This window comes from Streptomyces sp. NBC_00873, assembly GCF_045207415.1.
Classification (GTDB): domain Bacteria; phylum Actinomycetota; class Actinomycetes; order Streptomycetales; family Streptomycetaceae; genus Streptomyces.
On the sequence record NZ_CP108803.1, the window covers coordinates 4,584,098 to 4,609,194 of the forward strand.

Below are 25,097 nucleotides of genomic sequence, written 5' to 3' on the forward strand. Positions count from 1 at the left end.
TGGATCCGCGTCAGCCTCCAGTCGTACGGCCCCGTAGGGGGACCCCACGAAGGAGGACGACGAAGGTAAGGGGTGGTGGCCGGAAGCAGGGCCGGAGAGGAGCGCCTGGAGTTGTCCACAGGTCTTGCGCACGCCTTGACGCAACCGCTGGACATAGTCACATTCATCAGTGTCACGTTACGAGCACGTACCGCACACGGCATGGGACGGACGGTGGCATGGCCTCACCGGTGAAGGACGGACGGGCCCAGGAGCTCCAGGGGTTCAGAGATGTGCAACGCCTCGCGTACGCCTGCGCGGAGGCGGTCGCCGCACGGCTCGAACCGGGGGTGACCGAGCGCGAGGCGGCCCGGATGCAGCGGGAGTGGCTGCGCGAGCGAGGGGTCCGTGACTGGTTCCACCTCCCGTTCGCCTGGTTCGGGGACCGCACGGCGTTCGCCGGTTTCAAGGTGCCGCTGCAGTTCTTCCCGACCGACCGGAAGCTGGAGCCCGGGATGCCGTTCATCCTCGACATGGCTCCGGTGCACAAGGGGTTCACGGCGGACATCGGATATTCCGGCTGTCTCGGGCTCAACCCGTTGCACGACAAGCTCCTTGCCGATCTTGAGGGCCACCGCGCGCTGATCCTGGACGAGGTGCGCGAGCGACGTTCGCTGCGCGAGATCTATGAGGACGTCGAGCGCCTGATGATCGGGCAGGGGTACGCCAACAGGCACCGCGCCTATCCCTTCGGCGTCATCGCCCACAAGGTCGACCGCGTCGCTGAGCGCCGCTGGGCACCGCGGGTGTTCGGGTTCGGTACGCAGTCGCTCAAGGGCCTCGTCAGCGATGCTGTGCACGGGCACCGGGACGGCTGGTCTCCGCTGTGGAGTCCGTACCGCTTCTCCGACCACCCGCCGCAGCCGGGGCTGTGGGCGGTCGAGCCCCATCTCGGATTCCGGGGTACGGGCGCGAAGTTCGAGGAGATCCTGGTCGTCACCGATTCCAAGGACCCCGTGCAGAGCGCCTTCTGGCTGGACGACGATCTGCCGCATGTGCGGCGCTGGGCCGAGGAGAGGGTGATGGCGTGAGTCTGCAGGATATGCCGGGGTTCCGCGAACGCCGGGTGCGTACGGGCGGGATCGAGCTGTCCGTCGCCGAGCTCGGCGACGAGACGCGTCCGACGGTCGTGCTGGTGCACGGCTATCCGGACAGCAAGGAAGTCTGGACGCAGGTCGCGGCGCAGTTGGCCGAGCGGTGGCACGTCGTCCTGTACGACGTGCGCGGCCACGGCCGGTCGACGGCTCCGGAGCCGCTGCGAGGCGGGTTCACTCTGGAGAAGCTCACCGACGACTTCCTGGCCGTCGTCGATGCGGTGAGTCCGGACCGGCCGGTGCATCTGGTCGGGCACGACTGGGGTTCGGTCCAGTCGTGGGAGTTCGCGACGGTCATGCGCACCGAGGGCCGGATCGCCTCCTTCACGTCGATGTCGGGTCCCTCCCTGGACCACTTCGGTCACTGGATCAAGCAGCGGATGACGCGGCCCACCCCGCGCCGGATCGGTCAGCTGCTCGGCCAGGGGGCCAAGTCCTGGTACGTGTACATGCTGCACACGCCGGTGCTGCCGGAGCTCGCCTGGCGCGGTCCGCTCGGCAAGCAGTGGTCGCGGATACTCCAGCGGATGGAGAAGGTGCCCGCGGGCGACTACCCGACGCCGTCCCTGCCGAACGACGCGGCGCACGGCGCCTGGCTCTACCGGGACAACGTCCGCGCCCGGCTGCGCAGACCGCGTGCCGACGCGTACGCGCATGTGCCGGTCCAGCTGATCACGCCGACGGGTGACATCTTCCTTTCGGAGAAGCTGTACGACCAACTGGAGCTGTGGGTACCGCACTTGGTACGGCGCTCCCTGCCGGCCAAGCACTGGGTGCCGCGCACCCGCCCGGACCAGCTTGTCTTCTGGATCAGCGAGTTCGTCGCCGCCAACGAGTCGGCGATGGAAGACGGGCGGCCGGCCCCGTACGCCTCACCGACCGGGGCGTACGCCGACCGGTTCGGCGGTCAGCTGGTCCTGGTGACGGGCGCGGCGGGCGGTATCGGGCGGGCCACCGCGTTCGCGTTCGCGGAGGCGGGCGCCCGGGTGGTGGCCGTGGACCGTGACGCGGAAGGGGCAGCCAGAACGGCGGAGATGGCCCGTCTGATCGGCTCCCCCGCCGCCTGGGGCGAGGCGGTGGACGTCAGCGACGAGCAGGCGATGGAGAAGCTCGCCGAGAAGGTCGCCGCCGAGTACGGCATCGTCGACGTCCTCGTCAACAACGCCGGGATCGGTCTGTCCGGCTCCTTCCTGGAAACCACGAGCGAGGACTGGAAGAACGTCCTGGACGTCAATCTGTGGGGCGTCATCCACGGCTGCCGGATCTTCGGCAGGCAGATGGCCGAGCGTGGCCAAGGCGGCCATATCGTCAACACCGCCTCCGCCGCCGCGTATCAACCGTCCCGGGCGCTGCCCGCGTACAGCACCTCCAAGGCCGCCGTGCTGATGCTCAGCGAGTGCCTGCGGGCCGAACTGGCCGAGCGGTCGATCGGGGTCAGCGCCATCTGCCCCGGCATCGTCAACACCAACATCACGGCGACCACGCATTTCGCCGGGGCCGACGCCGCCGAGGAGAAGCGTCTGCGGAAGCGGACCAGCCGGCTGTACGGGCTCCGTAACTACCCGCCGGAGAAGGTCGCCGACGCGATCCTCGAGGCCGTGGCGCACAACCGGGCCGTGGTGCCGGTGACACCGGAGGCGCGAGCCGCCCGGTTCCTGTCCCGGCTCAGTCCCGGCGCGCTGCGCGGGATCGCCCGGCTGAAGCCGCCGCTGTGAGCGGGGCCGGGCCGTCCGTGGCAGCGACGCGTTCCGCCGCCGAGTACCGGATCGAGGACCTGGCGCATGCGAGCGGTGCCACGGTCCGCACGATCCGGGCCTATCAGGACCGGGGGCTGCTGCCGACGCCGGAGCGGCGTGGCAGGGTCAATGTGTACCGGGACACGCATCTCGCCCGGCTCCGGCAGATCGCTGACCTGCTGGACCGCGGTTACACGCTGGCCAGCATCAAGGAGCTGCTGGAGGCGTGGGACGCGGGACGCGGGCTGGGCGGGGTGCTCTCGGTCGTCGCCGAGGTGCACGGCCCGTGGACGGACGAGCAGGCCGACCGGATCACCCGGGACGAGCTGCATGCGAAGTTCGGCGGCGTGCAGGACGACCAGGCGGTCGCCGAGGCGGTCGAGCTCGGCGTACTGGAGTGCATCCCGGGCCGGGACGACGAGTTCCTGATCCCGAGCCCACAAGAGCTCTCTGTAGCCGTCGAGTTGCATGCCGCAGGGGTGCCGCTCACCGCAATCTCCGGCCATCTGCGGGAACTTCGCAGTCAGGTCGAACACATCGCCTCCCGTTTCCTGGAGTTCACCACGGAGCATGTGTTCGCTCGCTACCTCGGCCATCACCCACCGACGGACGCGGATGCGGCCGAGGCCGCTTCGCTGGTCCGTCGGCTCCGCCCGCTCGCCCAGCAGACAGTGGACGCGGAACTGGCCCGGGCCATGAGGACGTTCGCCACGCGTCATCTGCAGCACCATCTCGGCGCGGACACACCGCTCACCCGCGGACTCTCGACGAGCGAGCCGCGTTCCGTACCACTGCCGACGGAAACAATGCAGGCCGTACAGCGCCTGGTTGGTCCACAGAACGTCGCTGCCTTTGTCACCGCCGCCACTGAACGCGAGGTACAGGCAAGAAGATTGGACGCACTTGCCACATCACGCCACGAATCAAGGCACGTTAACCAAAACGGTTGATTGCGGCGCTACTTGTCCACAGAATAGCCAATTAACCTGTGGATAACCGTAGTTGGTTGTGGATCAAACCTGTGGACGAAAATCGTTGGTGCGAATCGTGAGCAAATTCTGGTGCGCCGACGAGATCGCCACAGGCACTCTGTCCGGATGGATGAGAGACGCACCGTCAAGGTGTCCAAGTACCTCGCAAAGCATCTGCGGCACCAGCCCGAGCGGATCGGGATCCATCTCGACCCGAACGGCTGGGTGACGATCGACGAGTTGCTCCGGGCCGCGGCTCGGCACGGCTTCCCCATCACCCGTGTCGAGCTCGACCATGTCGTCGCCGCCAATGACAAACAGCGCTACGCAATCGAAGGCGACCGCATTCGGGCGAGCCAGGGCCACACCGTCCCGGTGGACCTCGGCCTGCCTCCGTCCGAGCCGCCCGCGTACCTCTATCACGGCACTGTGGGCCGCGCCCTCGACACGATCCGCGCCGAGGGGCTGCGCCCCATGAACCGGCTCCACGTCCACCTCTCGGCCGACCGCGAGACGGCTACCCGCGTCGGTGCCCGCCGTGGCAGGCCCGTGATCCTCTCGGTGGACGCGGGCGCGATGCACCGCGCCGGCCACCTCTTCTACGTCAGCGCGAACGGGGTCTGGCTGACCGACTCCGTACCGCCGAAGTTCCTCCGCTTTCCCGGCTGAACCCGACCTGCCCGCCCCTGGCCGTCGTCTGCCGGTCCCACCCGCCCTCCCGGCGGTCCCGGATCCGCGTCGGCTCCCCGTCCCGCGTGAATGCCCTTATGGGCCGTCCGCACTTCGCCGGCACCGAAACCAACGTCCTCGCGATCCGCGAGATCGCCCACGCATTCGATCCGGAGGTGCGGGCCACCAATGACATCGGCGCCGACCAGGTCTCCCGCCGAACCTCCGCAGGCGCCTTCGTCATCACCGATGCGGACGGCTCACTGCCGCACAGGGTCTTCGTCGAACTGATTGGCCCCGGCCATCAGGGTCCGGTGTTCCCGGACGACGACGCGAAGATCACCATCGAGGACGTCGAGTTCCCCGACATTCCGCGCGCCCCCGTACCCGACCTCCTGCGGTCGGTCCACGTCGGCATGACTCATGTGAAGGCACGTTCTTCCCGCCCGGCTGGTCGCTGATCGTGCCACTGCCCGGCGACGGGACGTACAAGCAGCTCGTCCTGGGCGACACACTGTCACCGTGGCTCAGCCGCAGCGTCCGCTGATGCGTCTCTGCTCCGCAACTCTCCCGCCGTATGGTCGTATGTATGCGTCTGAGCACTGTAATTCTGCCGATTCACCGCTGGAGCGAGGGCCGGAAGGTCTGGCAGCGAGCCGAGGAACTGGGATTCCACGCCGCGTACACGTATGACCATCTGGCCTGGCGGACCTTCCGCGACGGGCCGTGGTTCGGCGCGGTTCCGACCCTGACCGCCGCGGCGGCCGCCACCGAGCGACTGCGCCTGGGCACCCTCGTCACCTCCCCCAACTTCCGGCACCCGGTCACCCTGGCCAAAGACCTCATCACGCTGGACGACGTCTCCGACGGACGGATCACCCTCGGTATCGGCGCGGGCGGCAACGGTTTCGATGCCACCACGCTGCGCAGGAGTGACGAGGAACCGTGGACGCCGCGCGAGCGGGCCGACCACTTCGCCGAGTTCGTACCGCTCCTCGACCGGCTGCTGCGGGAGCCGTCCGTCACCTATGAGGGCGAGTTGTATGTGGCGAACGAGGCCCGGAACGTGCCCGGCTGTGTGCAGCTGCCCCGGCTGCCCTTCGCGGTGGCCGCGACCGGTCCGCGCGGGCTGAAGCTCGCCGCGCAGTACGGTCAGGCCTGGGTCACCACCGGAGAACCCAAGCTGTTCGAGACGGGTACCCCGGAGCAGTCCGTGGCAGCCATCCGCGGGCAGATCAGCAAGCTCGGCACAGCCTGCGAGGCCATCGGCCGGGATGTCGCCGAGCTGGACAAGATCCTGCTCACCGGCTTCACCCCGGACCGCCCTCTGGAGTCCTTCGACGCATTCGTGGACTTCGCGGGCACCCATTTCGAACTGGGCTTCACTGAGATCGTCATCCACTGGCCGATCGCGGACTCCGACTTCGCGGCGGACGAGAAGGTCTTCGAACGGATCGCCACCGAGGGGCTGTCCCAGCTCGGCTGACCCGCGCACCCACGCGCACACACCACCGGCCGCCCTTTTCATCACCCCTGGCATATGTGTCAGGCATGTTCTCCTGGTCAGGGGCGTGCATCCTCACATGCGCGCCCCTCCGCACACCCGTGCACCCCTGTACGGGAGAATGGCCGGGTGACCTCAGCTATCGACTCGCCTCTGCCTGCCGCTCCACGGCTGATCGCCACCGACCTGGACGGCACTCTGCTGCGCGACGACAAAACCGTCTCGGACCGCACGGTCGCGGCGCTGGCCGCGGCCGAGGAGGCCGGGATCGAGGTCTTCTTTGTCACCGGCCGCCCGGCCCGCTGGATGGACGTCGTCAGCGACCATGTGCACGGCCACGGCCTGGCGATCTGCGCGAATGGCGCCGCGATCGCCGACCTGCACGCGGGCGGCAGGCTGCTCAAAGTCCGCCCGCTGGAACGCACAGCCGCCCTCGATGTCGTCCACGCCCTGCGCGCGGCCGCCCCGGGCACCTCGTTCGCTGTAGAGCTGGCCACGGGCATCCACTACGAACCGGCCTACCCGCCGTTCCATCTCGACCCGGGCGCCACCGTCGCCACTGCCGAGAAGCTCCTCCACGAAGAGATGCCGGGCGCCGGAGCCCCTGTACTGAAGCTCCTCGCGCACCACGCCGAACTGGCCCCGGACGACTTCCTCTCCGTCGCGCACACGGCAGCCGGTGAGCGGGCGTCCCTCACCCGGTCCAGCCCGACGGCCCTGCTGGAGGTCAGCGGTCTCGGCGTCTCCAAGGCCAGCACCCTCGCGCTGTGCTGCGCCGAGCGCGGCATCTCGCCCGCCGAGGTCGTCGCCTTCGGGGACATGCCGAACGACGTGGAGATGCTGACCTGGGCGGGCACCTCGTACGCGATGGGTAACGCCCACCCGGCTGCGGTCGCCGCCGCCTCAGGGCGGACCGTCACCAACGAGGAGGACGGCGTCGCGATCGTCATCGAGCGGCTCGTGGCCGAGCGCCGGAAGATCCGCAGCCAGAACTGAAGGCGCCCGGGCCCGAACGCCGACGGCGACCTCAGAGCGGCGCCTCCCACACCACGGTCGTGCCGCCCCCGTCCTCCCCGATGCCCGGTCCGAACCAGCTCGACCCGCCGAGCGCCTCCGCCCTGCGCGCCAGGTTCCGCAGCCCGCTGCGCCGCCCGCCCTCCGGGATGCCCACCCCGTCGTCGGCGACCGACAGCCGTACCGCGTCGCGTCCGTCGGGCAGCGTGACGGTCGCGTCGACGACCACATCGATCAAGGACGCCTCGGCATGCCGGAAGGCGTTGGACAGCGCCTCCCTCAGCGCCGCAATCAGGTTCTTGCCGGTCAGCTCGCCGACCAGCGAGTCGACCGGGCCGAGGAACCGGTGCGACGGCTTGAAACCCAGCGGGACGGCCGCCATGTTGATCTCGCGCAGGACACGGGTCCGCAGCCCGGACGGCGCCTCGGCCGGTTCCTGCTGCAACGCGAAGATCGCGGTGCGGATCTCCTGGATCGTCACGTCCAGTTCGTCCACGGCCCGCCCCACTCCGGTCTGCACCTCGGGTACGACCGACCGGCGCTGGGCGCTCTCCAGCATCATCCCGGTGGCGAACAGTCGCTGGATGACCAGGTCGTGCAGGTCGCGGGCGATCCGGTCGCGGTCCTCGTAGACGGCGAGCCGCTCCCGGTCCCGCTGCGCCTCGGCCATCATCAGCGCGAGTGCGGCCTGCGAGGCGAACTGGGTGGCCAGCGTCCGTTCGGTCTCGGTGAACGGCCGGTCGCCCCGGGCGCGCGGGGTGGCGAGCGCGCCGAGCACCCGCCCACCGCTGTGCAGCGGCAGCAGCATGCTCGGGCCGAACGGGTCGGACAGCCTGGTGATCATGCGGGAATCGGTGGCCGAGTCGTCTATGAAGACCGCCTCGCCGGCCAGCAGCTTCGCCACCAACGGGCTCTCCGGACCGATGATCACCCCGAGCGAGGCGGACGGGTTCTCGGCGGAGACGGCGACAATCTCCAGGCCGCCCTCCTCGGTCGGCAGAAGCACAATTCCGGCAGCGGACGCGGCGAGATGGCGGGCCTGTTCGGCGACGACGGCAAGCGCGTCGTCCGCGTCCCCGCCGGAGAGCAGCGCGGTGGTCACGGCCACCGATCCGTCGATCCACCGCTCGCGCTGACGCGCCGCCTCGTAGAGCCGGGCATTGCCGATGGCGATCCCCGCCTCCGTGGCGAGCACCCGCACCATGTGCAGGTCGTAGTCGCTGAACTCGCCCCCGCCCTCCTTCTCCGCCAGATAGAGATTGCCGAAGATTTCTCCCTGTACACGGATGGGGACTCCGAGAAAGGTCCGCATCGGGGGATGGCCGGCGGGGAATCCGGCGAACCTCGGATCGGCCGTCAGGTCGGCGAGCCGCACCGGTGCCGGGTCGTGCATGAGTGCGCCGAGCAGTCCCCGGTGACCGTCTGGCCGGTGTCCGATCTCGGCTTCCACCGCCTCCGACACCCCGTACGTGAGGAAGTCGGAGAGCCCCTTGCCCTCGGCGTCGACGACACCGATGGCGGCGTAGCGGGCGTGGGCGAGTTCGGCGGCGGTCTCGCAGATCCGGTCGAGGGTGGAATGCAGTTCGAGACCGGTGCCGACGGAGCGCATGGCTTCCAGCAGCTGCGGGACGTGGGCCGTGAGCTCGGTGGACAGGCCCTGCAGGCTGCGGGTCGCCTGCGTCGCCGCTTCGAGTGAGTCCTTCGGGTCCGGCTCTGGCATACTCCGAGCCTAATTAACACCTTTTGCAGGGGAAAGTCGGCCGGTGGTCCGGCAGGCCGCTCCGGCCCCTGCCCGACGGGCCCGCCCGGGCGCTCCTACACCCGCCCGACGGGAGCCGGAATCCGTACGGTCTCCTGTTCGCGCTCCAGCATCCGGCTCAACGGCCCCTCCACCGCCGCGAGATCGGTGTACGGACCGCGCTGCACGATCCTGCCCGCGTCCATCACGACCACCTCGTCGACCGCTTCGAGCCCCGCCAGCCGATGGGTGATCAGAACCGTTGTGCGGCCCCGGGTCGCGGTCAGCAGATCCGCCGTCAGGGCGTCCGCCGTCGCCAGGTCGAGATGCTCGGCGGGCTCGTCCAGGACGAGTACGGGGAAGTCGGCGAGGAGCGCCCGGGCGAGCGCGAGCCGCTGACGCTGGCCGCCGGAGAGGCGGGCGCCATGCTCGCCGACGAGCGTGTCGAGCCCGTCGGGCAGCGCCTGCACCCAGTCGAACAGCCGTGCCTGCGCGAGGGCGCCCCGCAGTTCGTCGTCCGTCGCGCCGGTACGGGCCAGCCGCAGGTTCTCCCGGATGGAACTGTCGAAGACATGGGCGTCCTGGGCGCACAGCCCGACGAACCGCCGGACAGTGTCGCCGTCCAGTGCAGAGGCCTCCACACCACCGATCCGGTACGTCCCCGACCGCGCGTCCAGGAAGCGGAGCAGGACCTGCGCGAGGGTGGTCTTCCCCGAGCCCGAAGGGCCGACGACGGCGATGCGCCGCCCGGCGGTCAGCGTCAGGTCGACGGAGTCCAGGGCGTCCCGCGACGCTCCTGCGTACCGGGCGCCCAACCCGCGTACCTCCAGCGGGAAGGGAGAGGCGGGTGGATCGGCCGGGGCGGCGGGTTCGAGCACCGGCACCGGGGCGTCCAGAACCTCGTACACCCGCTCCGCACTCCGCTTGACCCGCTGCCGGTACTGCACGGCGAGCGGCAGGCCGGTGACGGACTCGAACGCGGCGAGCGGGGTGAGCACCACCACCGCGAGCTCCACTCCCGCCAGCCGCCCGTCGAGAACCGCCGACACGGAGACGAGTGCGGCAGCGACAACCGTCAGACCGCAGATCGCGGCGGAGAGCCCGCCCCCGAGCGCGGTGGCCGTTGCCGCCCGGGCCGCGATCCGGGTCAGGACGCTGTCGGCTTCGCGGGTCCGCGCCGAACGTGCGGGCAGGGCACCCGCGACGGTCAGTTCGGCGGTCCCGCCGAGCAGATCGGTGATCCGGGTGGCCAGATCGGCTCGCGCGGGCGCCAGTTGACGTTCCGCGCGGCGGGCGCAGGCGCCGGTCACCAGCGGCACCCCGACCCCGGCCAGCAGCAGCCCGACAGCCAGCACGACGCCCGCCTGGGGCAGCAACCAGCCGGTGAACCCGGCGGCCGCCACCCCCACGACCGCCGCGGTCCCGGCGGGCAGCAGCCACCGCAGCCAGTAGTCCTGCAGCGCGTCCACATCGGCGACGAGCCGGGACAGCAGGTCTCCGCGCCGGGTCCGGGCCAGCCCGGCCGGCGCGATGCGTTCCAGTCCGCGGTACACGGCGACGCGCAGCTCGGCGAGCATCTTGAGCACCGCGTCGTGCGAGACGAGACGCTCGGCGTAGCGGAAGACGGCGCGGCCGAGCCCGAAAGCACGGGTCGCGGTCACGGCGACCATCAGATAGAGCACCGGGGGCTGTTCGGATGCGCGGGAGATCAGCCAGCCGGAGACGGCCATGAGCCCGACGGCCGAGCCCAGGGCGAGGCTGCCCAGCAGCAGTGCAAGCGCCAGCTGTCCGCGGTGTGCCCCTGCGGCCTCCCGGACCCGGGCGAGCACCTGGCCGGACCGTGCCGAGGTCTCCCGCAGCGCCACGGGCTCCCGCGCGCCTTTGGGTACGTTATCTGAGGCGCGCGCCGGTCCGTCCACCCCGACCGGCTCCGTGGCCGCCGCGCGTTCCGGTGCCACGCCCGGTTCCAGTGTCACCACCCGGTCGGCGACCGCGAGCAGCGCCGGCCGGTGCACGACGAGCAGCACGGTCCGCCCCGCTGCCAGCCTCCGTACCGCGTCGACGATCCCGGCCTCCGTCTCGCCGTCCAGACTCGCGGTCGGCTCGTCGAGCAGCAGCAGCGGCCGGTCGGCGAGGAACGCCCGCGCAAGCGCAAGCCGTTGCCGCTGGCCGGCGGAGAGTCCCGCGCCGTCCTCGCCGAGCAGTGTCTGCGCACCGTCGGGAAGGTCCGCCACGAAGTCGTACGCCCCCGCGTCCCGCAGCGCCGCCGTGACCGCGCTGTCGTCCGCGTCCGGTCGGGCCAGCCGTACGTTCTCCGCGATCGTGCCCGCGAAGAGATGAGGGCGCTGCGGAACCCAGGCGATCCGCTCCCGCCAGCGCTCGGGCGCGAGTGCCGCCAGATCCGCGCCGCCGACCCGCACCCGTCCTTCATCGGGCTCCGCGAACCCCAGCACCACGTGGAGCAGTGTGGACTTCCCGACACCGCTCGGGCCGACCAGGGCGACGGTCTCCCCCTCCTCGACCACCAGCGAGGCCCCGTCCAGCGACGGAGCGGTACGGCCCTCGTGCCGTACCGTCACCCCCTCCAGCTCCAGCCTCAGCGACTGCGGGACGTCCGCCGTACCGCCCGCCCGCACCTCGGTCTCCAGGACCGCAAAGATCTCCTCCGCGGCCGAGAGCCCCTCGGCGGCGGCGTGGTACTGCGCCCCGACCTGCCGGATCGGCAGGTATGCCTCGGGCGCGAGGATCAGCACCACCAGGCCGGTGTAGAGGTCCAGTTCGCCGTGCACGAGCCGCATGCCGATGGTGACGGCGACCAGCGCCACCGACAGGGTGGCGAGAAGTTCCAGGGCGAAGGAGGACAGGAACGCGATCCGCAGAGTCCGCAGAGTGGCCCGGCGGTACTGCGACGTGATGGTGCGGATGGACTCGGCCTGGGCCTTGGCCCGTCCGAAGACCTTCAGCGTCGGCAGTCCGGCGACCACGTCGAGGAAGTGTCCGGAGAGCCGGGAGAGCAGCCGCCACTGGCGGTCCATCCGGGACTGGGTGGCCCAGCCGATCAGGATCATGAAGAGCGGGATGAGCGGCAGCGTGACGACGATGATCGCGGCCGAGACCCAGTCCTCGGTAACGATCCTGGCGAGGACCGCCACGGGCACGACGACCGCGAGCCCGAGCTGCGGCAGGTAGCGCGCGAAGTAGTCGTCCAGCGCGTCGACACCGCGGGTGGCGAGCGCCACCAGAGAGCCGGTGCGCTGCCCGCTCAGCCAGTCCGGTCCGAGCGCCGCGGCGCGGTCGAGCAGCCGGCCGCGGAGCTCGGACTTGACCGCCGCACTGGCCCGGTACGCGGCGAGCTCGGTCAGCCAGGAGACCAGTCCCCGGCCGAGCGCGACCACCGCCAGCAGTATCAGCGGGGTCCGCAGCTCGGTAACGGTCAGCCCGTCCTCGAACCCGCCCACCACCACTTCGGCGATGAGCATGGCCTGGGCGATGACCAGCGCCGCCCCGATCACTCCGAGTGCTACCACGGCCGCCAGGAAGAGGCGGGTGGCACGGGCGTAGTGGAGGAGGCGCGGGTCGATCGGTTTCACGTGAAACATCCCCAATGAGCTCGGGCGGTGGACCAGGCGGGACGTGTCGGACCGTCCCCAGGACGTGTCCGGCGGATCGGGCTCGGCCGCGATCCGCCGGGACGCGTCCCCGGCGCGTCAGTGCGCTTCGGCGATGTGCTGCGTGCCGATGCGCTTGCGGAAGACCCAGTACGTCCAGCCCTGGTAGAGCAGGACGACGGGGGTGGCGATCCCCGCACACCAGGTCATGATCTTCAGCGTGTACGGAGTGGACGAGGCGTTGGTGACCGTGAGGCTCCAGGCGTCGTTCAGCGAGGACGGCATGACGTTCGGGAAGAGCGCCAAGAAGAGCATGGCGACCGCGGCCACGATGGTCGCGCCGGAGAGCGCGAACGCCCAGCCCTCGCGTCCCGCCGCGGTGGCACCGATCGCGGCGATCAGTGCCACAGCGGCGATGATCACCGCCAGCAGGCTCCAGCCGTCGCCGTTGTCGATCTGGGTCCAGATCAGGAAGCCGAGCGCGAGCACCGCGGTGACCGGCCCGAGCTTCAGCGCCAGCTTGCGCGCCCGCTCCCGGATGTCCCCGACGGTCTTGAGCCCCGCGAACACGGCACCGTGGAAGGTGAAGAGGGTGAGCGTGACCAGTCCGCCGAGGATGGCGTACGGGTTGAGCAGATCCCAGAAGTTGCCCACGTACTCCATGTCGGCGTCGATCTTGACACCGCGCACAATGTTCCCGAAGGCCACGCCCCAGAGCAGGGCCGGGATCAGTGAGGTCCAGAAGATCGCGTGTTCCCAGTTGGTCTGCCACTTCTCCTCGGGACGCTTCGACCGGTACTCGAAGGCGACACCTCGCACGATCAGGCAGACCAGGATGATCAGCAGCGGCAGGTAGAAGCCGGAGAACAGGGTGGCGTACCACTCGGGGAAGGCGGCGAAGGTCGCACCGCCCGCGGTGAGCAGCCACACTTCATTGCCGTCCCAGACGGGCCCGATCGTATTGATCAGAACCCGCCGCTCCTTGCGGTCGCGGGCCAGCAGCTTGGTGAGGACACCGATCCCGAAGTCGAATCCCTCCAGGAAGAAGTAGCCGGTCCAGAGGACGGCGATGAGTACGAACCAGACGTCGTGGAGTTCCATCTCTCAGCTCCTCTGCTCTCAGTATGAGAAGGCCATCGGCCGGTCGGCGTCGTCGTGGTCGCCGCCGATCCTGGTGGGCGGGTTGAGGTCGGCCTCCGTGAGCTCCGGCGGTCCGGCCTTGATGTACTTCACGAGCAGCTTGACCTCGACCACCGCCAGCGCGGCGTAGAGCAGGGTGAAGCCGATCAACGAAGTGAGCACCTCGCCCTGGGAGACGCCGGGGGAAACCGCGTGGCGGGTCTGGAGGACGCCGTAGACGACCCAGGGCTGGCGGCCCATCTCGGTGAAGATCCAGCCCCAGGAGTTGGCGATCAGCGGGAAGAGCAGCGTCCAGAGCGCGACGATCCAGTAGCACTTGGCGAGCTTCGGGCTGAGGGCCTTGTTCTTGAAGAGGACCAGATGGGGCACTTCGTCCTCACCGGTCCTCATCCCCGGCGGCAGCATGAACTTCCTTCGCGTCAGCCACAGTCCGAGGATGCCGAGGCCGAAGGACGCCATTCCGAAGCCGATCATCCAGCGGAAGCTCCAGAAGGCGACCGGGATGTTGGGCCGGTAGTCACCGGGACCGAACTTCTCCTGCTCGGCCTTGTTGATGTCGTTGATGCCGGGGACGTACGAGTTGAAGTTGTCGTCCGCGAGGAAGGACAGTATCCCCGGGATGGAGATCTCCACGGTGTTGTGGCCCTTGGCCACATCGCCGACCGCGAAGATCGAGAAGGGTGCCGAGTTCTGCCCCTCCCAGAGCGCCTCGGCGGCGGCCATCTTCATCGGCTGCTGCTTGAACATGACCTTGCCGAGCTGGTCACCGCTGATGGCAGTGAGAAGTCCGGCGATCACCACGGTGACCAGTCCGAGCCGCAGCGAGGTCCGCATCACCGGGATGTGCTTCTTGCGCGCCAGGTGGAAGGCGGCGATGCCGACCATGAACGCGCCTCCGACCAGGAAGGCGGCGGTGATGGTGTGGAAGAACTGGGCGAGCGCGGTGTTCTGGGTGAGCACATGCCAGAAGTCGGTGAGCTCGGCCCGGCCGCGCTCCTTGTTGATCCGGTAGCCGACCGGGTGCTGCATCCAGGAATTGGCCGCCAGGATGAAGTACGCGGACAGGAAGGTCCCGATGGAGACCATCCAGATGCAGGCGAGATGGATCTTCTTCGGCAACTTGTCCCAGCCGAAGATCCACAGCCCGATGAACGTGGACTCGAAGAAGAAGGCGATCAGCGCCTCGAAGGCGAGCGGAGCGCCGAAGATGTCGCCTACGAACCGTGAGTAGTCGGACCAGTTCATGCCGAACTGGAACTCCTGGACGATGCCGGTGACGACGCCCATGGCGATGTTGATGAGGAAGAGCTTGCCCCAGAACTTGGTGGCCCTGAGGTACTTCTGGTTGTCCGTCCGCACCCAGGCGGTCTGCAGGCCCGCGGTGAGCGCGGCGAGCGAGATCGTCAAAGGAACGAAAAGGAAGTGGTAGACGGTGGTGATACCGAATTGCCATCGCGCGACGGTCTCGGGCGCCAGAGCCAGCTCCACGTCGTCTCTCCTTACGTCGCCGTTTAGCAGCAGCGGCAGTTTGCCCTGTTAATCCGACTGATCACTGGAGGAACAGGACACGCTTGTGAACGCGTTCACATTCACAAGCATTATGGCGCACAGGCTTTCGGGATGTTCGAGGGGGGTCCCCTATCGGGACGCTCCACGCGAAGGCCCCGCACCCCCGAGAAACGAGAGGTACGGGGCCTTCCGGTACACCCGGCCCGGACGCGCCGCGCTACAGCTCCTTGCGGTACGCCTCCGCCACCCTCAGGAACACGTCGTTCGCCTCGTCCTCACCGATCGAGACCCGCACACCCTCGCCGGCGAACGGTCTGACCACGACGCCGGCCCGCTCGCAGAACCCGGCAAAGTCGACCGTACGGTTGCCCAGCCGCAGCCAGACGAAATTGGCCTGGGAGTCCGGAACAGTCCAGCCCTGGTCCACGAGAGCCTTGTGCACCCGGACGCGCTCGCAGACCAGCGAGCCGACCCGGCCGAGGAGTTCGTCCTCGGCGCGCAGCGAGGCGACCGCCGCGTCCTGCGCCAGCTGGCTGACCCCGAACGGCACCGCCGTCTTGCGCAGCGCCGCCGCCACCGGCTCGTGGGCCACCGCGAACCCGACCCGCAGACCGGCCAGACCGTAGGCCTTGGAGAACGTCCGCAACACCGCCACATTGGGCCGGTCCCGGTAGATCTCGATGCCGTCCGGCACGTCGATGTCGCGGATGAACTCCTTGTACGCCTCGTCCAGCACCACAAGCACATCGCCCGGCACCCGGTCCAGGAACCGCTCCAGCTCGGCCCTGCGCACCACGGTCCCGGTCGGGTTGTTCGGGTTGCAGACGAAGATCATCCGCGTGCGGTCCGTGATCGCGTCCGCCATCGCGTCGAGGTCGTGCACCTCGCCGTCGGTGAGCGGAACCTTCACCGAGGTCGCTCCGCTGACCTGGGTGATGATCGGGTACGCCTCGAAGGAGCGCCAGGCGTAGATGACCTCGTCGCCCGGGCCCGACGTGGCCTGGAGCAGCTGCTGCGCCACCCCGACGGAACCGGTGCCGGTGGCGAGATGCGAGACGGGCACACCGAACCGGTCGGCCAGCTCGTTCATCAGACCGGTGCACGCCATGTCCGGGTAGCGGTTGAAGTTCCCGGCCGCGGCCAGGGTGGACTCCATCACCCCGGGCAGCGGCGGATACGGGTTCTCATTGGAGGACAGCTTGAATGCGACCGGTCCGCCGGCCGCCGCCGGCCTGCCCGGCACATAGGCAGGGACGCCGTCCAGCTCGGCGCGCAGCTTGGGGCTCGTCTCGCTCACCGCAGGTCCTCCTCGACCGTCGCACACATCAATACTGCTCACCTTATGAGGATTGCGCGCCGCTGCGAATGGCAGAGCGGAGGAATCGTCCGGTGGGCCCAGGAATGGGGGGGAGCGTTTCTTCTACCGGCGTGCGCCGGTAGCTCACTCCGTGGCGCGCATCCCTCGAAGAGGTGAGTTGAGACCTCTTCGAAACATCGACCACTTAGTAGGCCCATCCTCCTCAGTGCATGACACACTACGCCCCATCCCGCCAACACCCTTGTTTTGCAAGGCATTTGCGGCCAGGTGACCATGCAGAAACGTGCCTGTCGACGTGTGAATATGCGGCCGGGCCAACCGTCCGCGCGAGCCCTACTATCGGCTCGCCATGACAGCAGCAGGGAAGCACCAGGTGAGCCGGACGGAGACCCCCCGGCGCGGCGGCCGGCAGGGACGAGCGGGAATCCGGGATGTGGCCGCCGCCGCCGGGGTCTCCATCACGACCGTCTCCGACGCGCTCAACGGCAAGGGCAGGCTCCCGGACGCCACCCGCCGCCATGTCCGCGAGGTCGCCGAGCGCCTGGGCTACCGCCCGTCCGCCGCGGCCCGAACCCTCCGTACCGGCAAGTCCGGCCTCATCGGCCTGACCGTGACGACGTACGGGGATGAACCTTTCACCTTCACCGAATTCGCCTACTTCGCCGAAATGGCCAGGGCGGCCACCTCCGCCGCGCTCGCCCGCGGCTACGCCCTCGTCATCCTCCCCGCCACCTCACGCCATGACGTCTGGTCGAACGTCGCTCTCGACGGCACTGTCGTCATCGACCCCTCCGACCAGGACCCGGTCGTCACCGAACTCGTCCGGCAGGGGCTGCCCGTCGTCTCGGACGGCCGCCCAGCCGGGACCCTCCCGGTCACCGCCTGGGTCGACAACGACCACCGGGCCGCCGTGCTCGATCTCCTCGACCATCTCGCCGCCGCCGGGGCCCGCCGCATCGGCCTGCTCACCGGCACCACCACCGACACGTACACCCGCCTCTCCACCACCGCGTACCTCCACTGGTGCGAGCGCGTGGGCCAGGACCCGGTGTACGAGTCCTATCCCGCCCACGACCCCTGCGCGGGGGCGGTCGCCGCCGACCGCCTGCTCGCCCGCCCGGACCGGCCCGACGCCGTCTACGGGCTCTTCGATCCCAATGGCACTGATCTGCTGGCGGCCGCCCGCCGGTACGGTCTGCGAGTCCCCGAGGACCTCCTGCTCGTCTGCTGCAGCGAGTCCACCGTGTACGCGACGACCGAGCCGCCCATCACCACGCTCTCGCTCAAACCGCGCCGGATCGGTACGGCGGTCGTCCAGCTCCTCATCGACGCCATCGAAGGCGTCGACCAGGACGGCCCGGTGGAACAGGTCATACCGACAGAACTCATCGTGCGGACGTCCTCGCAACGCCGTCCGCCCCGCACCACGGTCAGCGCCCCGCGGTCCCCCTCAGGGGACTGATCGGCGCAATTAAGACAAATCAACCGGTGAACCTCGCGTGCGCCCGGATTCACCACCCCTGGTGCGTCACACAGCACGATCCGCATTCCTATGATGGGCGCACGACACCGCGGACCACCCCGACCAGCAGGGCCCGTCAGGTGTACGACGGCGCGACGGTGGTGGAGGGGTCGATGACACAGGGGGCCGGTCAGGAACCCGTGGTGCGGACGGCGACGTTGCGTGACTTCCGCGTGCCGCCCTATGCGCAGACTCCGGTGCCACCCACGGCGCCGCATCCGGGCAGTGCCGTTCCGGCGGACGAGCCGGAGGGCTACACGCCCACCGCGCGCGATCTTCCCGTGATCAACCGTGACACCGTCCAGGTGCAGACCGTCCCCGACCCTCGGCCCGCCCAGGACCCGGGGCTCGGACCGCTGTACGTCGTCGGCGACGTCCATGGCTATCTGGACGAACTCCACGCCGCCCTGGCCGAACAGGGGCTCATCGACGCGGAGGGACAGTGGACCGCGGGCAACGCCCGGCTCTGGTTCCTCGGCGACTTCACCGACCGCGGTCCGGACGGCGTCGGCGTCATCGAACTCGTCATGCGCCTGTCCGCCGAAGCCGCGGCCGCGGGCGGCTACTGCAAGGCCCTGATGGGCAACCACGAACTGCTGCTCATCGGCGCCAAGCGGTTCGGCGACACACCGGTGAACTCCGGGGCCGGCACCGCCACGTTCCAGGCCGCCTGGCTGCTCAACGGCGGCCAGAAGAACGACATGGAGCGGCTCCAGGACCACCACCTCCAGTGGATGTCCCGGCTCGACGCGGTCGTCGAGGAGGACGGGCATCTGCTGATGCACTCCGACACGACGGCGTACCTCGATTACGGCTCCACCATCGAGGACGTCAATGACACCGTGCACGCCATTCTCACGCGTAACGACGCCGACGAGTGCTGGGACCTCTTCCGCAAGCTCACCAAGCGGTTCGCCTTCCGCGACGAGGCGGGTCCGCAGGCGGTCCAGGAGCTGATGGCGGCCTACGGCGGACAGCGCATCGTCCATGGTCACAGCCCCATTCCGTATCTCCTCGGCGAGGTCGGCTCGGAGGACGGCGAGGACAGCGCCGGCCCCGTGGTGGAGGGCCCGCACGTATACGCGGACGGGCTCGCGATCGCCATGGACGGCGGCGTGACCATGGCCGGAAAGCTACTGGTCGTCCAGCTGCCGTTGCATGACTGACGGTCTTCGGGGAAGACGCATCCACGACCTGACCACGCCGACCACTGGGCCTATTTACGGAAACCCCCTGTCACCCCGTGCCGTGGGCGCTCTACCATCGGCGTATCAGTAGCAGGCTCTCCTCCGTTTCCGCCCAACTGCCCGGCCAAAGCGGGTAATCAGGCCCAACGGAGCATCGGGGGATGCACATGAACAGCGCTCCGCACCTGCTGGCCGAGGACCGACCCGAGTACGAGCGGATCCTCGGCGACGCGCTGCGTCACGCTCACGAACGACCGGATCTCGCCGGAGTCGGCGAACGGCTCAACGCGGAACAGCTGCGTACCATGGCACTGAACGCCACGGCGCTGATCACCACGGCGGCGGCCACCGAGTACGACCACTATGTGAAGGCCCGCGAAGAGCTGCGCGGACCGGCCACCGACTCCGCCCAGGGCTCGGGCCTCGGCTCCGACGCAGACGATCCGGACCGGCCGGGCGCCGGGATAGGGGCGGTCGTCACGGTCCTGGCGCCGATGCTCGCGGGCACCGCCGCACTGATCTTCCTGCTGGTCGGCTATCTGCTGAAGATGCTCAGCCGGCCCCCCTCGTTCGCCGACACCATGGTCGCCGCCGGGTGGTTCTTCGCGGCGGCGACGGCGGCCGCGATACTGGTCGCCGCCGTCGGACTGCTCATCACGGCGCTGCGCAACGGATCGACCGCGCTGCCCGCCGAGGATGCCGAGGACGAACTGCCGGAGGAGGTGGCGCGCGCAAGGGAGGCCTGGCGTCATGCGCTGCTGGAGCGCGGCATCCTGCCGTTCCTGCGCGATGCACTCGTCGATCCCACCGCAGGCGCCGCGTCGCGCACACCGCACCCGTCGGCCAACCGCATCCCGAAGATCGGCTACAGCAGACCGGACTTCACGGGGCCGGACGAGGGGCCTGCGGCGGGCCCCCGCCCGTCGTTCACGAGCCCGGACTTCACCAGCCCGGACTTCGGCGGCCCGGAACACGAACCGGACTGACCGGCCGCCGCGGCCCGGCCTGCCTCGTGAGCGGTGGGGAATCACCAGCCGGCGGCGCCACGGGCCGTGGGATCAGCACCCCTCGGCTCACCAAGAATCGTGGCCTGCAGCATGTCCGTGCCCGCCGGACAGCGCAGGTCAGGGACATCCCGCGCGAAGAGCTCTACAACGTGCGCCGTCGCCACGGGATCGTCGCCCGCCGCACCGGGCTCCAGTGGCTTCCCGTACTCCCGGTCGCACCGACAGCCGTGCGGTACGCCGTACAAAGAAGTGCACCGCTCCGGGACAGGTCTCACAGTCTCCCGGCTCAGAGCACCTTGAGGTCGGGCAGGTAGTCCACCTTCACATCCACGCAGACGACGTTCCCTGACGCCGACCGCCCCACCCAGACGGGATAGGTGCCGTCCCCACACGTCGCGAACGCCATCAGATCGGCAGCCGAGGTCTCGTCCGCCGTCCGCAGGATGTACATGGAATCGGAGAGATGCTCTCCGGCTTCCGGATCGCCCTCGATCAACGCCCGTTCGAAGAGCGTCCGCAAGGGCTCCCAGGCCGCGGCGTCGGCGAAGCAGCCGGTGGCGCCGTCCGTGCTGAATCCATACGCCTCGCCGTCCCCGAGCAGCCGGACATCGTCGTCCGTACCCAGGGCCATTTCCCAGGACACGACAAGAGCGTCACTCACCCGCAGCCGAACGACAGTTGTGTCCGTACGGGTCACCCAGCCGCCGGTCCACTCGCAGTCGTACCCGACGCTGACCCGCGCCTCTTCGAGTACGTACTCGCCGGGCGGGACGGTGACCGTAATTCTCGGCCCCTCGTCGTTTCCGGGACAGTCGACGGCCAGCAGGCCGCCGGGCACGCGGAGTGTCCCGCATGGGCTCGGCTCCAGGACCGTCATTACGGGGAAGTCACGGGTGGACATGCGCGTACCGGGCCGGAACAAGGCGTCCAGGTGGCCGGGACCGGCCGGTCGGGGAGGTCGCCATGCGTCCTCCGGCCGGCCGATGGCTCTCCCCTCGGGCGCCTCCGCGTTCCGGAACACCAGTGGCCCGGCCAGTCCCTGCTGCTCGGCGGAGAAGAGCGGCCAGTCGGCGAACCCGGGCACGGCCAACCACTGCTGCTCCTCGGTGACATCGGCCAGGGTGTCGAATCTGGAACCCGCGTCCCCCTGGGGCTCCCACGAGGTCCTTCCCCGGCGGCCCGGATGCATGCGCAGCTTCGTCCGCGCGCAGGTGCGGTCGAACTCCGGCATGTCCGGCCCGGCATAGAGCCAGCTCTCCACCTGACGGTGGAACAGCCGGTCGTCGAGGAGGCGCAGCTCCAGCCGATGTGTACGCCGGCCCTGCTCGTCGTACAGCCACACACCCGTGTAGTGGTCCTGCCAGGACACCAGACGGACCTCGACCGGCTCGTTCCGTCCTGTGATCCAGTACGCGACGGCATACGGCAATCCGGCCGAGTCCCGGTCCGTCGCCGCCTCGGGGGTCAGCGGCCTCCACAGCGCACGCGCGGCGAGATCCCACCCCTCCGCATAGGAGACCAGAACAACCGATTCCACGTCACTCACCCCTGCGTCTCCGCTTCCGGCCTGCACACGCGAGAAACGTAACGGCTCCCACCGACACCCGGCGGGTGGCCTGTGGAGCGGCCCGCGCGTCCCCCGGCGGCTTCCGGGGGGCGTGGGCCGTTCCGGTACGGCGTGCTCAGTCGGTGAGCGGGAGGTACACCCGGTTGCCCGCGGCCGCGAACTCCGCCGACTTCTTCATCATGCCCTCGGCGATCTCGGCCTCGGTCGCCGCGGGCTCGTCGCCGCCGAACTGCTCCGAGATGCTTCGGCTGATCTTCATCGAGCAGAACTTCGGGCCGCACATCGAGCAGAAGTGGGCCGTCTTCGCCGGCTCGGCCGGCAGCGTCTCGTCGTGGAACTCCCGTGCCGTGTCCGGGTCGAGTGCCAGGTTGAACTGGTCCTCCCAGCGGAACTCGAACCGCGCGTCCGACAGCGCGTCGTCCCAGTCCTGCGCCCCCGGGTGCCCCTTGGCGAGGTCCGCAGCGTGGGCCGCGATCTTGTAGGTGATGACGCCCGTCTTCACGTCGTCCCGGTTGGGCAGGCCCAGGTGCTCCTTGGGCGTGACGTAACAGAGCATCGCCGTCCCCCACCAGGCGATCATCGCCGCGCCGATGCCCGAGGTGATGTGGTCGTACGCCGGGGCGATATCGGTGGTCAGCGGGCCGAGCGTGTAGAACGGTGCCTCCTCGCAGATCTCCTGCTGGAGGTCGATGTTCTCCTTGATCTTGTGCATCGGGACATGGCCCGGGCCCTCGATCATGGTCTGGACGCCGAACCGCTTGGCGACCGAGTTGAGCTCGCCCAGCGTGCGCAGTTCGGCGAACTGCGCCTCGTCGTTGGCGTCGGCGATCGAGCCGGGGCGCAGTCCGTCGCCCAGCGAGTACGTCACGTCGTACGTCGCGAGGATCTCGCAGAGCTCCTCGAAGTTCTCGTACAGGAACGATTCCTTGTGGTGCGCCAGGCACCACGCGGCCATGATCGACCCGCCGCGGGAAACGATCCCGGTCTTGCGCCGGGCGGTGAGCGGGACATACGGCAGCCGCACGCCGGCGTGGACCGTCATGTAGTCGACGCCCTGCTCGGCCTGCTCGATCACAGTGTCCTTGTAGATCTCCCAGGTCAGCTCCTCCGCCCTGCCGTCGACCTTTTCGAGTGCCTGGTAGAGGGGCACGGTGCCGATCGGCACGGGGGAGTTGCGCAGCACCCACTCGCGGGTGGTGTGAATGTTGCGGCCGGTGGAGAGATCCATGACCGTGTCGGCGCCCCACCGCGTCGCCCAGGTCATCTTCTCGACCTCCTCCTCGATGGAGGAAGTGACCGCGGAGTTGCCGATGTTGGCGTTGACCTTCACCAGGAACCGCTTGCCGATGATCATCGGCTCGGTCTCCGGGTGGTTGACGTTGGCCGGCAGGACCGCCCGGCCGGCCGCGATCTCCTTGCGTACGACCTCGGGTTCGACGTTCTCCCGGATCGCCACGTACTCCATCTCCGGGGTGATCTCGCCCCGGCGGGCGTACACGAGCTGGGTGACGGGCTGCCCGTCGCGGCTGCGGCGCGGACGGCGCGGACGGCCGGGGAAGACGGCGTCGAGGTTACGCAGTCCGCCGCGCGGCGAGGTGTGCTTGAGCCCGTCGTCCTCGGGGCGGACGGGGCGGCCCACGTACTCCTCCGTGTCGCCGCGGGCGGTGATCCAGTTCTCCCGCAGGGGTGCAAGACCGCGCCGTACGTCGGTTTCGGTGGCGGGATCGGTGTACGGCCCCGACGTGTCGTACAGCGTCACGGTCTTGCCGTTGGTGAGGTGCACCTTTCGGACCGGCACCTGGATGTCCGGGCGCGAGCCCTGGACGTATCCCTTGTGCCAGCCGATGGACGTGCCGGCCTCGTCGCTCTGGTTCGAGGCAGGCGTGCGTGCGTCCGATGTGGTCATGAGACCTACTCCCTACGCCGGCATTACCCGGTAACAGGTTCGGCGGTCGGCGCAGCCTGTCCCGTACGGATGTACGGATATCAGCGCCCTCTCAGCCCGGTGCTCCGAGCTCCCGCGTGTGCAAAGGTGCCACCACGCTATCGCCTGTTCCGGCGTGCTGGACAGAGGGCCTGTTCCTTCTTGCGATGATCGACCGGTGACGTCCCTTCAGAGCGCCCCCGGATCGCAGAGCCATCAGCACGGGCATTCGCACAGCCACGGCCCTGCTGCGCCGGTCTCCACACATCTGCGCAAGGTCATCGCGGCCGTACTGATCCCGTTCGCCACCGCGGTCGTTGTCGGCCTGGTGGTTCTCTGGCCGGGCGGTGCGCCCGCGCACGAGCGCACCGGTGTCGGTTTCGACCGGCAGAGCCAGCAGGGCAAGGTGGTGAGCGTCGACAAGGTCGACTGCAATGACGTGAATGCCGCGCAGACGCCGGTCACGGGCGGCACCACGACGCCATCGGGGGACACGGGCGCCGGTCAGGAACCGGGGCTGTGCGGGAAGGCCACGGTCGAGGTGACGACCGGGCACGACAAGGGGCGCACGTTCGTCGAGATCGTTCAGCCCGACGCCCCTCGGCAGTTGCGCGAGGGTCAGGGCGTGATCGTGGCGTACGCCCCCGACGCACCCCATGACCTGCAGTACTCCGTGACGGATGTGAACCGGACGTTCCCGATGGCGCTGCTGGCCGGGCTCTTTGCTCTCGCAGTGGTCGTCGTCGGCAGAATGCGCGGGTTGATGGCGCTGGTCGCGCTCGCGGTGTCGTTCGCCGTACTGACCCTGTTCATCCTCCCCGCGATCCTTCAGGGGTCGAATCCGCTGCTCGTCGCGGTCGTCGGTGCCAGCGCGATCATGCTCATCGCGCTCTACATGTGTCATGGCCTGACCGCACGTACCTCGGTCGCGGTCATCGGCACGCTGATCTCATTGCTGCTGATCGGGCTGCTCGGTTCGCTCTTCATCGGCTGGGCGAGCCTGACGGGGAACACCGACGACAGCACCGGTCTGATCCACGGCCTCTACCCGCACATCGACATGAGCGGCCTGCTGCTGGCCGGCGTCATCATCGGTTCGCTCGGTGTGCTCGACGACGTGACGGTCACCCAGACGTCGGCGGTCTGGGAGCTGCACCAGGCGGACCCGACCATGGGTGCGCGAAAGCTGTACCGGGCAGGGATCAGGATCGGTCGCGACCACATCGCCTCGGTGGTCAATACGCTGGTGCTCGCCTACGCAGGCGCCGCGCTTCCCCTCCTGCTGCTGTTCTCGATCGCGCAGAGCAGCGTGGGGACGGTGGCCAACAGCGAGCTCGTGGCGGAGGAGATCGTCCGGACGCTGGTCGGCTCGATCGGACTGGTCGCCTCGGTGCCGGTGACGACGGTGCTCGCGGCAATGGTCGTCTCCGCGGACCGCACAGGGCTCGGCGCGGAAGCAGGAGCTTCGGCGCCCGTACGGGGCGGGAGGGGCCGGCGTCGCAGGGCGAGGCATTGAGCACCTCGACGCGGAGCACATATCACCCGTTCGG

The 25,097-nt window shown here is 69.3% G+C and carries 18 protein-coding genes and 1 riboswitch; of the genes, 11 read left to right on the plus strand and 7 right to left on the minus strand.

Going from position 1 to position 25,097, the window contains the following annotated elements:
• The first annotated feature begins 218 nt into the window (after window positions 1-218).
• The 7 genes from OH809_RS21120 (at window position 219) to OH809_RS21150 (ending at window position 7,009) form a co-directional block, all read left to right on the plus strand.
• Entirely contained in the window at window positions 219-1,070 is an 852-nt protein-coding gene (locus tag OH809_RS21120; RefSeq protein ID WP_406420960.1) for a M24 family metallopeptidase, read from the plus strand.
• A gap of 11 nt (window positions 1,071-1,081) precedes the next feature.
• The gene (locus OH809_RS21125; RefSeq protein ID WP_406425069.1) at window positions 1,082-2,848 is read left to right on the plus strand and encodes an SDR family oxidoreductase; all 1,767 of its coding nucleotides are present in this window, start codon (window positions 1,082-1,084) and stop codon (window positions 2,846-2,848) included.
• Window positions 2,845-3,819 (plus strand): MerR family transcriptional regulator, encoded by a 975-nt coding sequence (locus OH809_RS21130; RefSeq protein WP_406420959.1) that lies wholly within the window; start codon window positions 2,845-2,847, stop codon window positions 3,817-3,819. The genes OH809_RS21125 and OH809_RS21130 overlap by 4 nt, the downstream gene beginning before the upstream one ends.
• Before the next feature lie 147 nt (window positions 3,820-3,966).
• Complete coding sequence (locus tag OH809_RS21135) at window positions 3,967-4,509, plus strand: RNA 2'-phosphotransferase (protein ID WP_406420958.1); 543 nt, start codon at window positions 3,967-3,969, stop codon at window positions 4,507-4,509.
• Window positions 4,510-4,607: 98 nt separating this feature from the next.
• The gene (locus OH809_RS21140) at window positions 4,608-4,970 is read left to right on the plus strand and encodes a hypothetical protein (protein WP_406420957.1); all 363 of its coding nucleotides are present in this window, start codon (window positions 4,608-4,610) and stop codon (window positions 4,968-4,970) included.
• Window positions 4,971-5,098: 128 nt separating this feature from the next.
• Window positions 5,099-5,995 (plus strand): LLM class flavin-dependent oxidoreductase, encoded by an 897-nt coding sequence (locus OH809_RS21145; RefSeq protein ID WP_406420956.1) that lies wholly within the window; start codon window positions 5,099-5,101, stop codon window positions 5,993-5,995.
• 147 nt (window positions 5,996-6,142) lie between these two features.
• Window positions 6,143-7,009, plus strand: a complete 867-nt coding sequence (locus OH809_RS21150; RefSeq protein ID WP_406420955.1) for an HAD hydrolase family protein — start codon at window positions 6,143-6,145, stop codon at window positions 7,007-7,009.
• Window positions 7,010-7,040: 31 nt separating this feature from the next.
• Here the strand turns inward: OH809_RS21150 and OH809_RS21155 are convergent, their stop codons facing one another.
• The 5 genes from OH809_RS21155 to hisC form a co-directional block, all read right to left on the minus strand.
• Window positions 7,041-8,747 (minus strand): GAF domain-containing sensor histidine kinase, encoded by a 1,707-nt coding sequence (locus OH809_RS21155; RefSeq protein WP_406420954.1) that lies wholly within the window; start codon window positions 8,745-8,747, stop codon window positions 7,041-7,043.
• Between the two features lie 95 nt (window positions 8,748-8,842).
• Window positions 8,843-12,355 carry a thiol reductant ABC exporter subunit CydD gene (gene cydD, locus OH809_RS21160; protein WP_406420953.1) on the minus strand — a complete coding sequence of 1,171 codons (3,513 nt, stop codon included), beginning with the start codon at window positions 12,353-12,355 and terminating at the stop codon, window positions 8,843-8,845.
• Window positions 12,356-12,472: 117 nt separating this feature from the next.
• Complete coding sequence (gene cydB, locus OH809_RS21165; protein ID WP_406420952.1) at window positions 12,473-13,474, minus strand: cytochrome d ubiquinol oxidase subunit II; 1,002 nt, start codon at window positions 13,472-13,474, stop codon at window positions 12,473-12,475.
• Between the two features lie 18 nt (window positions 13,475-13,492).
• Entirely contained in the window at window positions 13,493-15,001 is a 1,509-nt protein-coding gene (locus OH809_RS21170) for a cytochrome ubiquinol oxidase subunit I (RefSeq protein WP_406420951.1), read from the minus strand.
• A 238-nt stretch (window positions 15,002-15,239) separates the two neighbouring features.
• The gene (hisC, locus tag OH809_RS21175) at window positions 15,240-16,319 is read right to left on the minus strand and encodes a histidinol-phosphate transaminase (protein ID WP_406420950.1); all 1,080 of its coding nucleotides are present in this window, start codon (window positions 16,317-16,319) and stop codon (window positions 15,240-15,242) included.
• A gap of 370 nt (window positions 16,320-16,689) precedes the next feature.
• On the opposite strand from hisC, the gene OH809_RS21180 reads away from it, so the two are divergent.
• The 3 genes from OH809_RS21180 to OH809_RS21190 all read left to right on the plus strand — a co-directional run bounded on the left by OH809_RS21180 (window position 16,690) and on the right by OH809_RS21190 (window position 20,035).
• Window positions 16,690-17,802, plus strand: coding sequence for a LacI family DNA-binding transcriptional regulator (locus OH809_RS21180; protein ID WP_358856609.1), 1,113 nt, complete (start codon window positions 16,690-16,692; stop codon window positions 17,800-17,802).
• A 173-nt stretch (window positions 17,803-17,975) separates the two neighbouring features.
• Window positions 17,976-19,028 (plus strand): metallophosphoesterase, encoded by a 1,053-nt coding sequence (locus tag OH809_RS21185; protein ID WP_406420949.1) that lies wholly within the window; start codon window positions 17,976-17,978, stop codon window positions 19,026-19,028.
• Window positions 19,029-19,210: 182 nt separating this feature from the next.
• Window positions 19,211-20,035, plus strand: coding sequence for a hypothetical protein (locus tag OH809_RS21190; protein ID WP_406420948.1), 825 nt, complete (start codon window positions 19,211-19,213; stop codon window positions 20,033-20,035).
• Window positions 20,036-20,342: 307 nt separating this feature from the next.
• Here OH809_RS21190 and OH809_RS21195 read toward each other — a convergent pair whose 3' ends face one another.
• Complete coding sequence (locus OH809_RS21195) at window positions 20,343-21,602, minus strand: DUF4241 domain-containing protein (RefSeq protein WP_406420947.1); 1,260 nt, start codon at window positions 21,600-21,602, stop codon at window positions 20,343-20,345.
• Between the two features lie 136 nt (window positions 21,603-21,738).
• Window positions 21,739-23,529, minus strand: a complete 1,791-nt coding sequence (thiC, locus tag OH809_RS21200; protein ID WP_406420946.1) for a phosphomethylpyrimidine synthase ThiC — start codon at window positions 23,527-23,529, stop codon at window positions 21,739-21,741.
• A riboswitch (TPP riboswitch) is annotated at window positions 23,522-23,655 on the minus strand. It overlaps the preceding gene by 8 nt.
• Before the next feature lie 70 nt (window positions 23,656-23,725).
• On the opposite strand from thiC, the gene OH809_RS21205 reads away from it, so the two are divergent.
• Window positions 23,726-25,063, plus strand: a complete 1,338-nt coding sequence (locus OH809_RS21205) for a YibE/F family protein (protein WP_406420945.1) — start codon at window positions 23,726-23,728, stop codon at window positions 25,061-25,063.
• The last annotated feature ends 34 nt before the right edge of the window (window positions 25,064-25,097 follow it).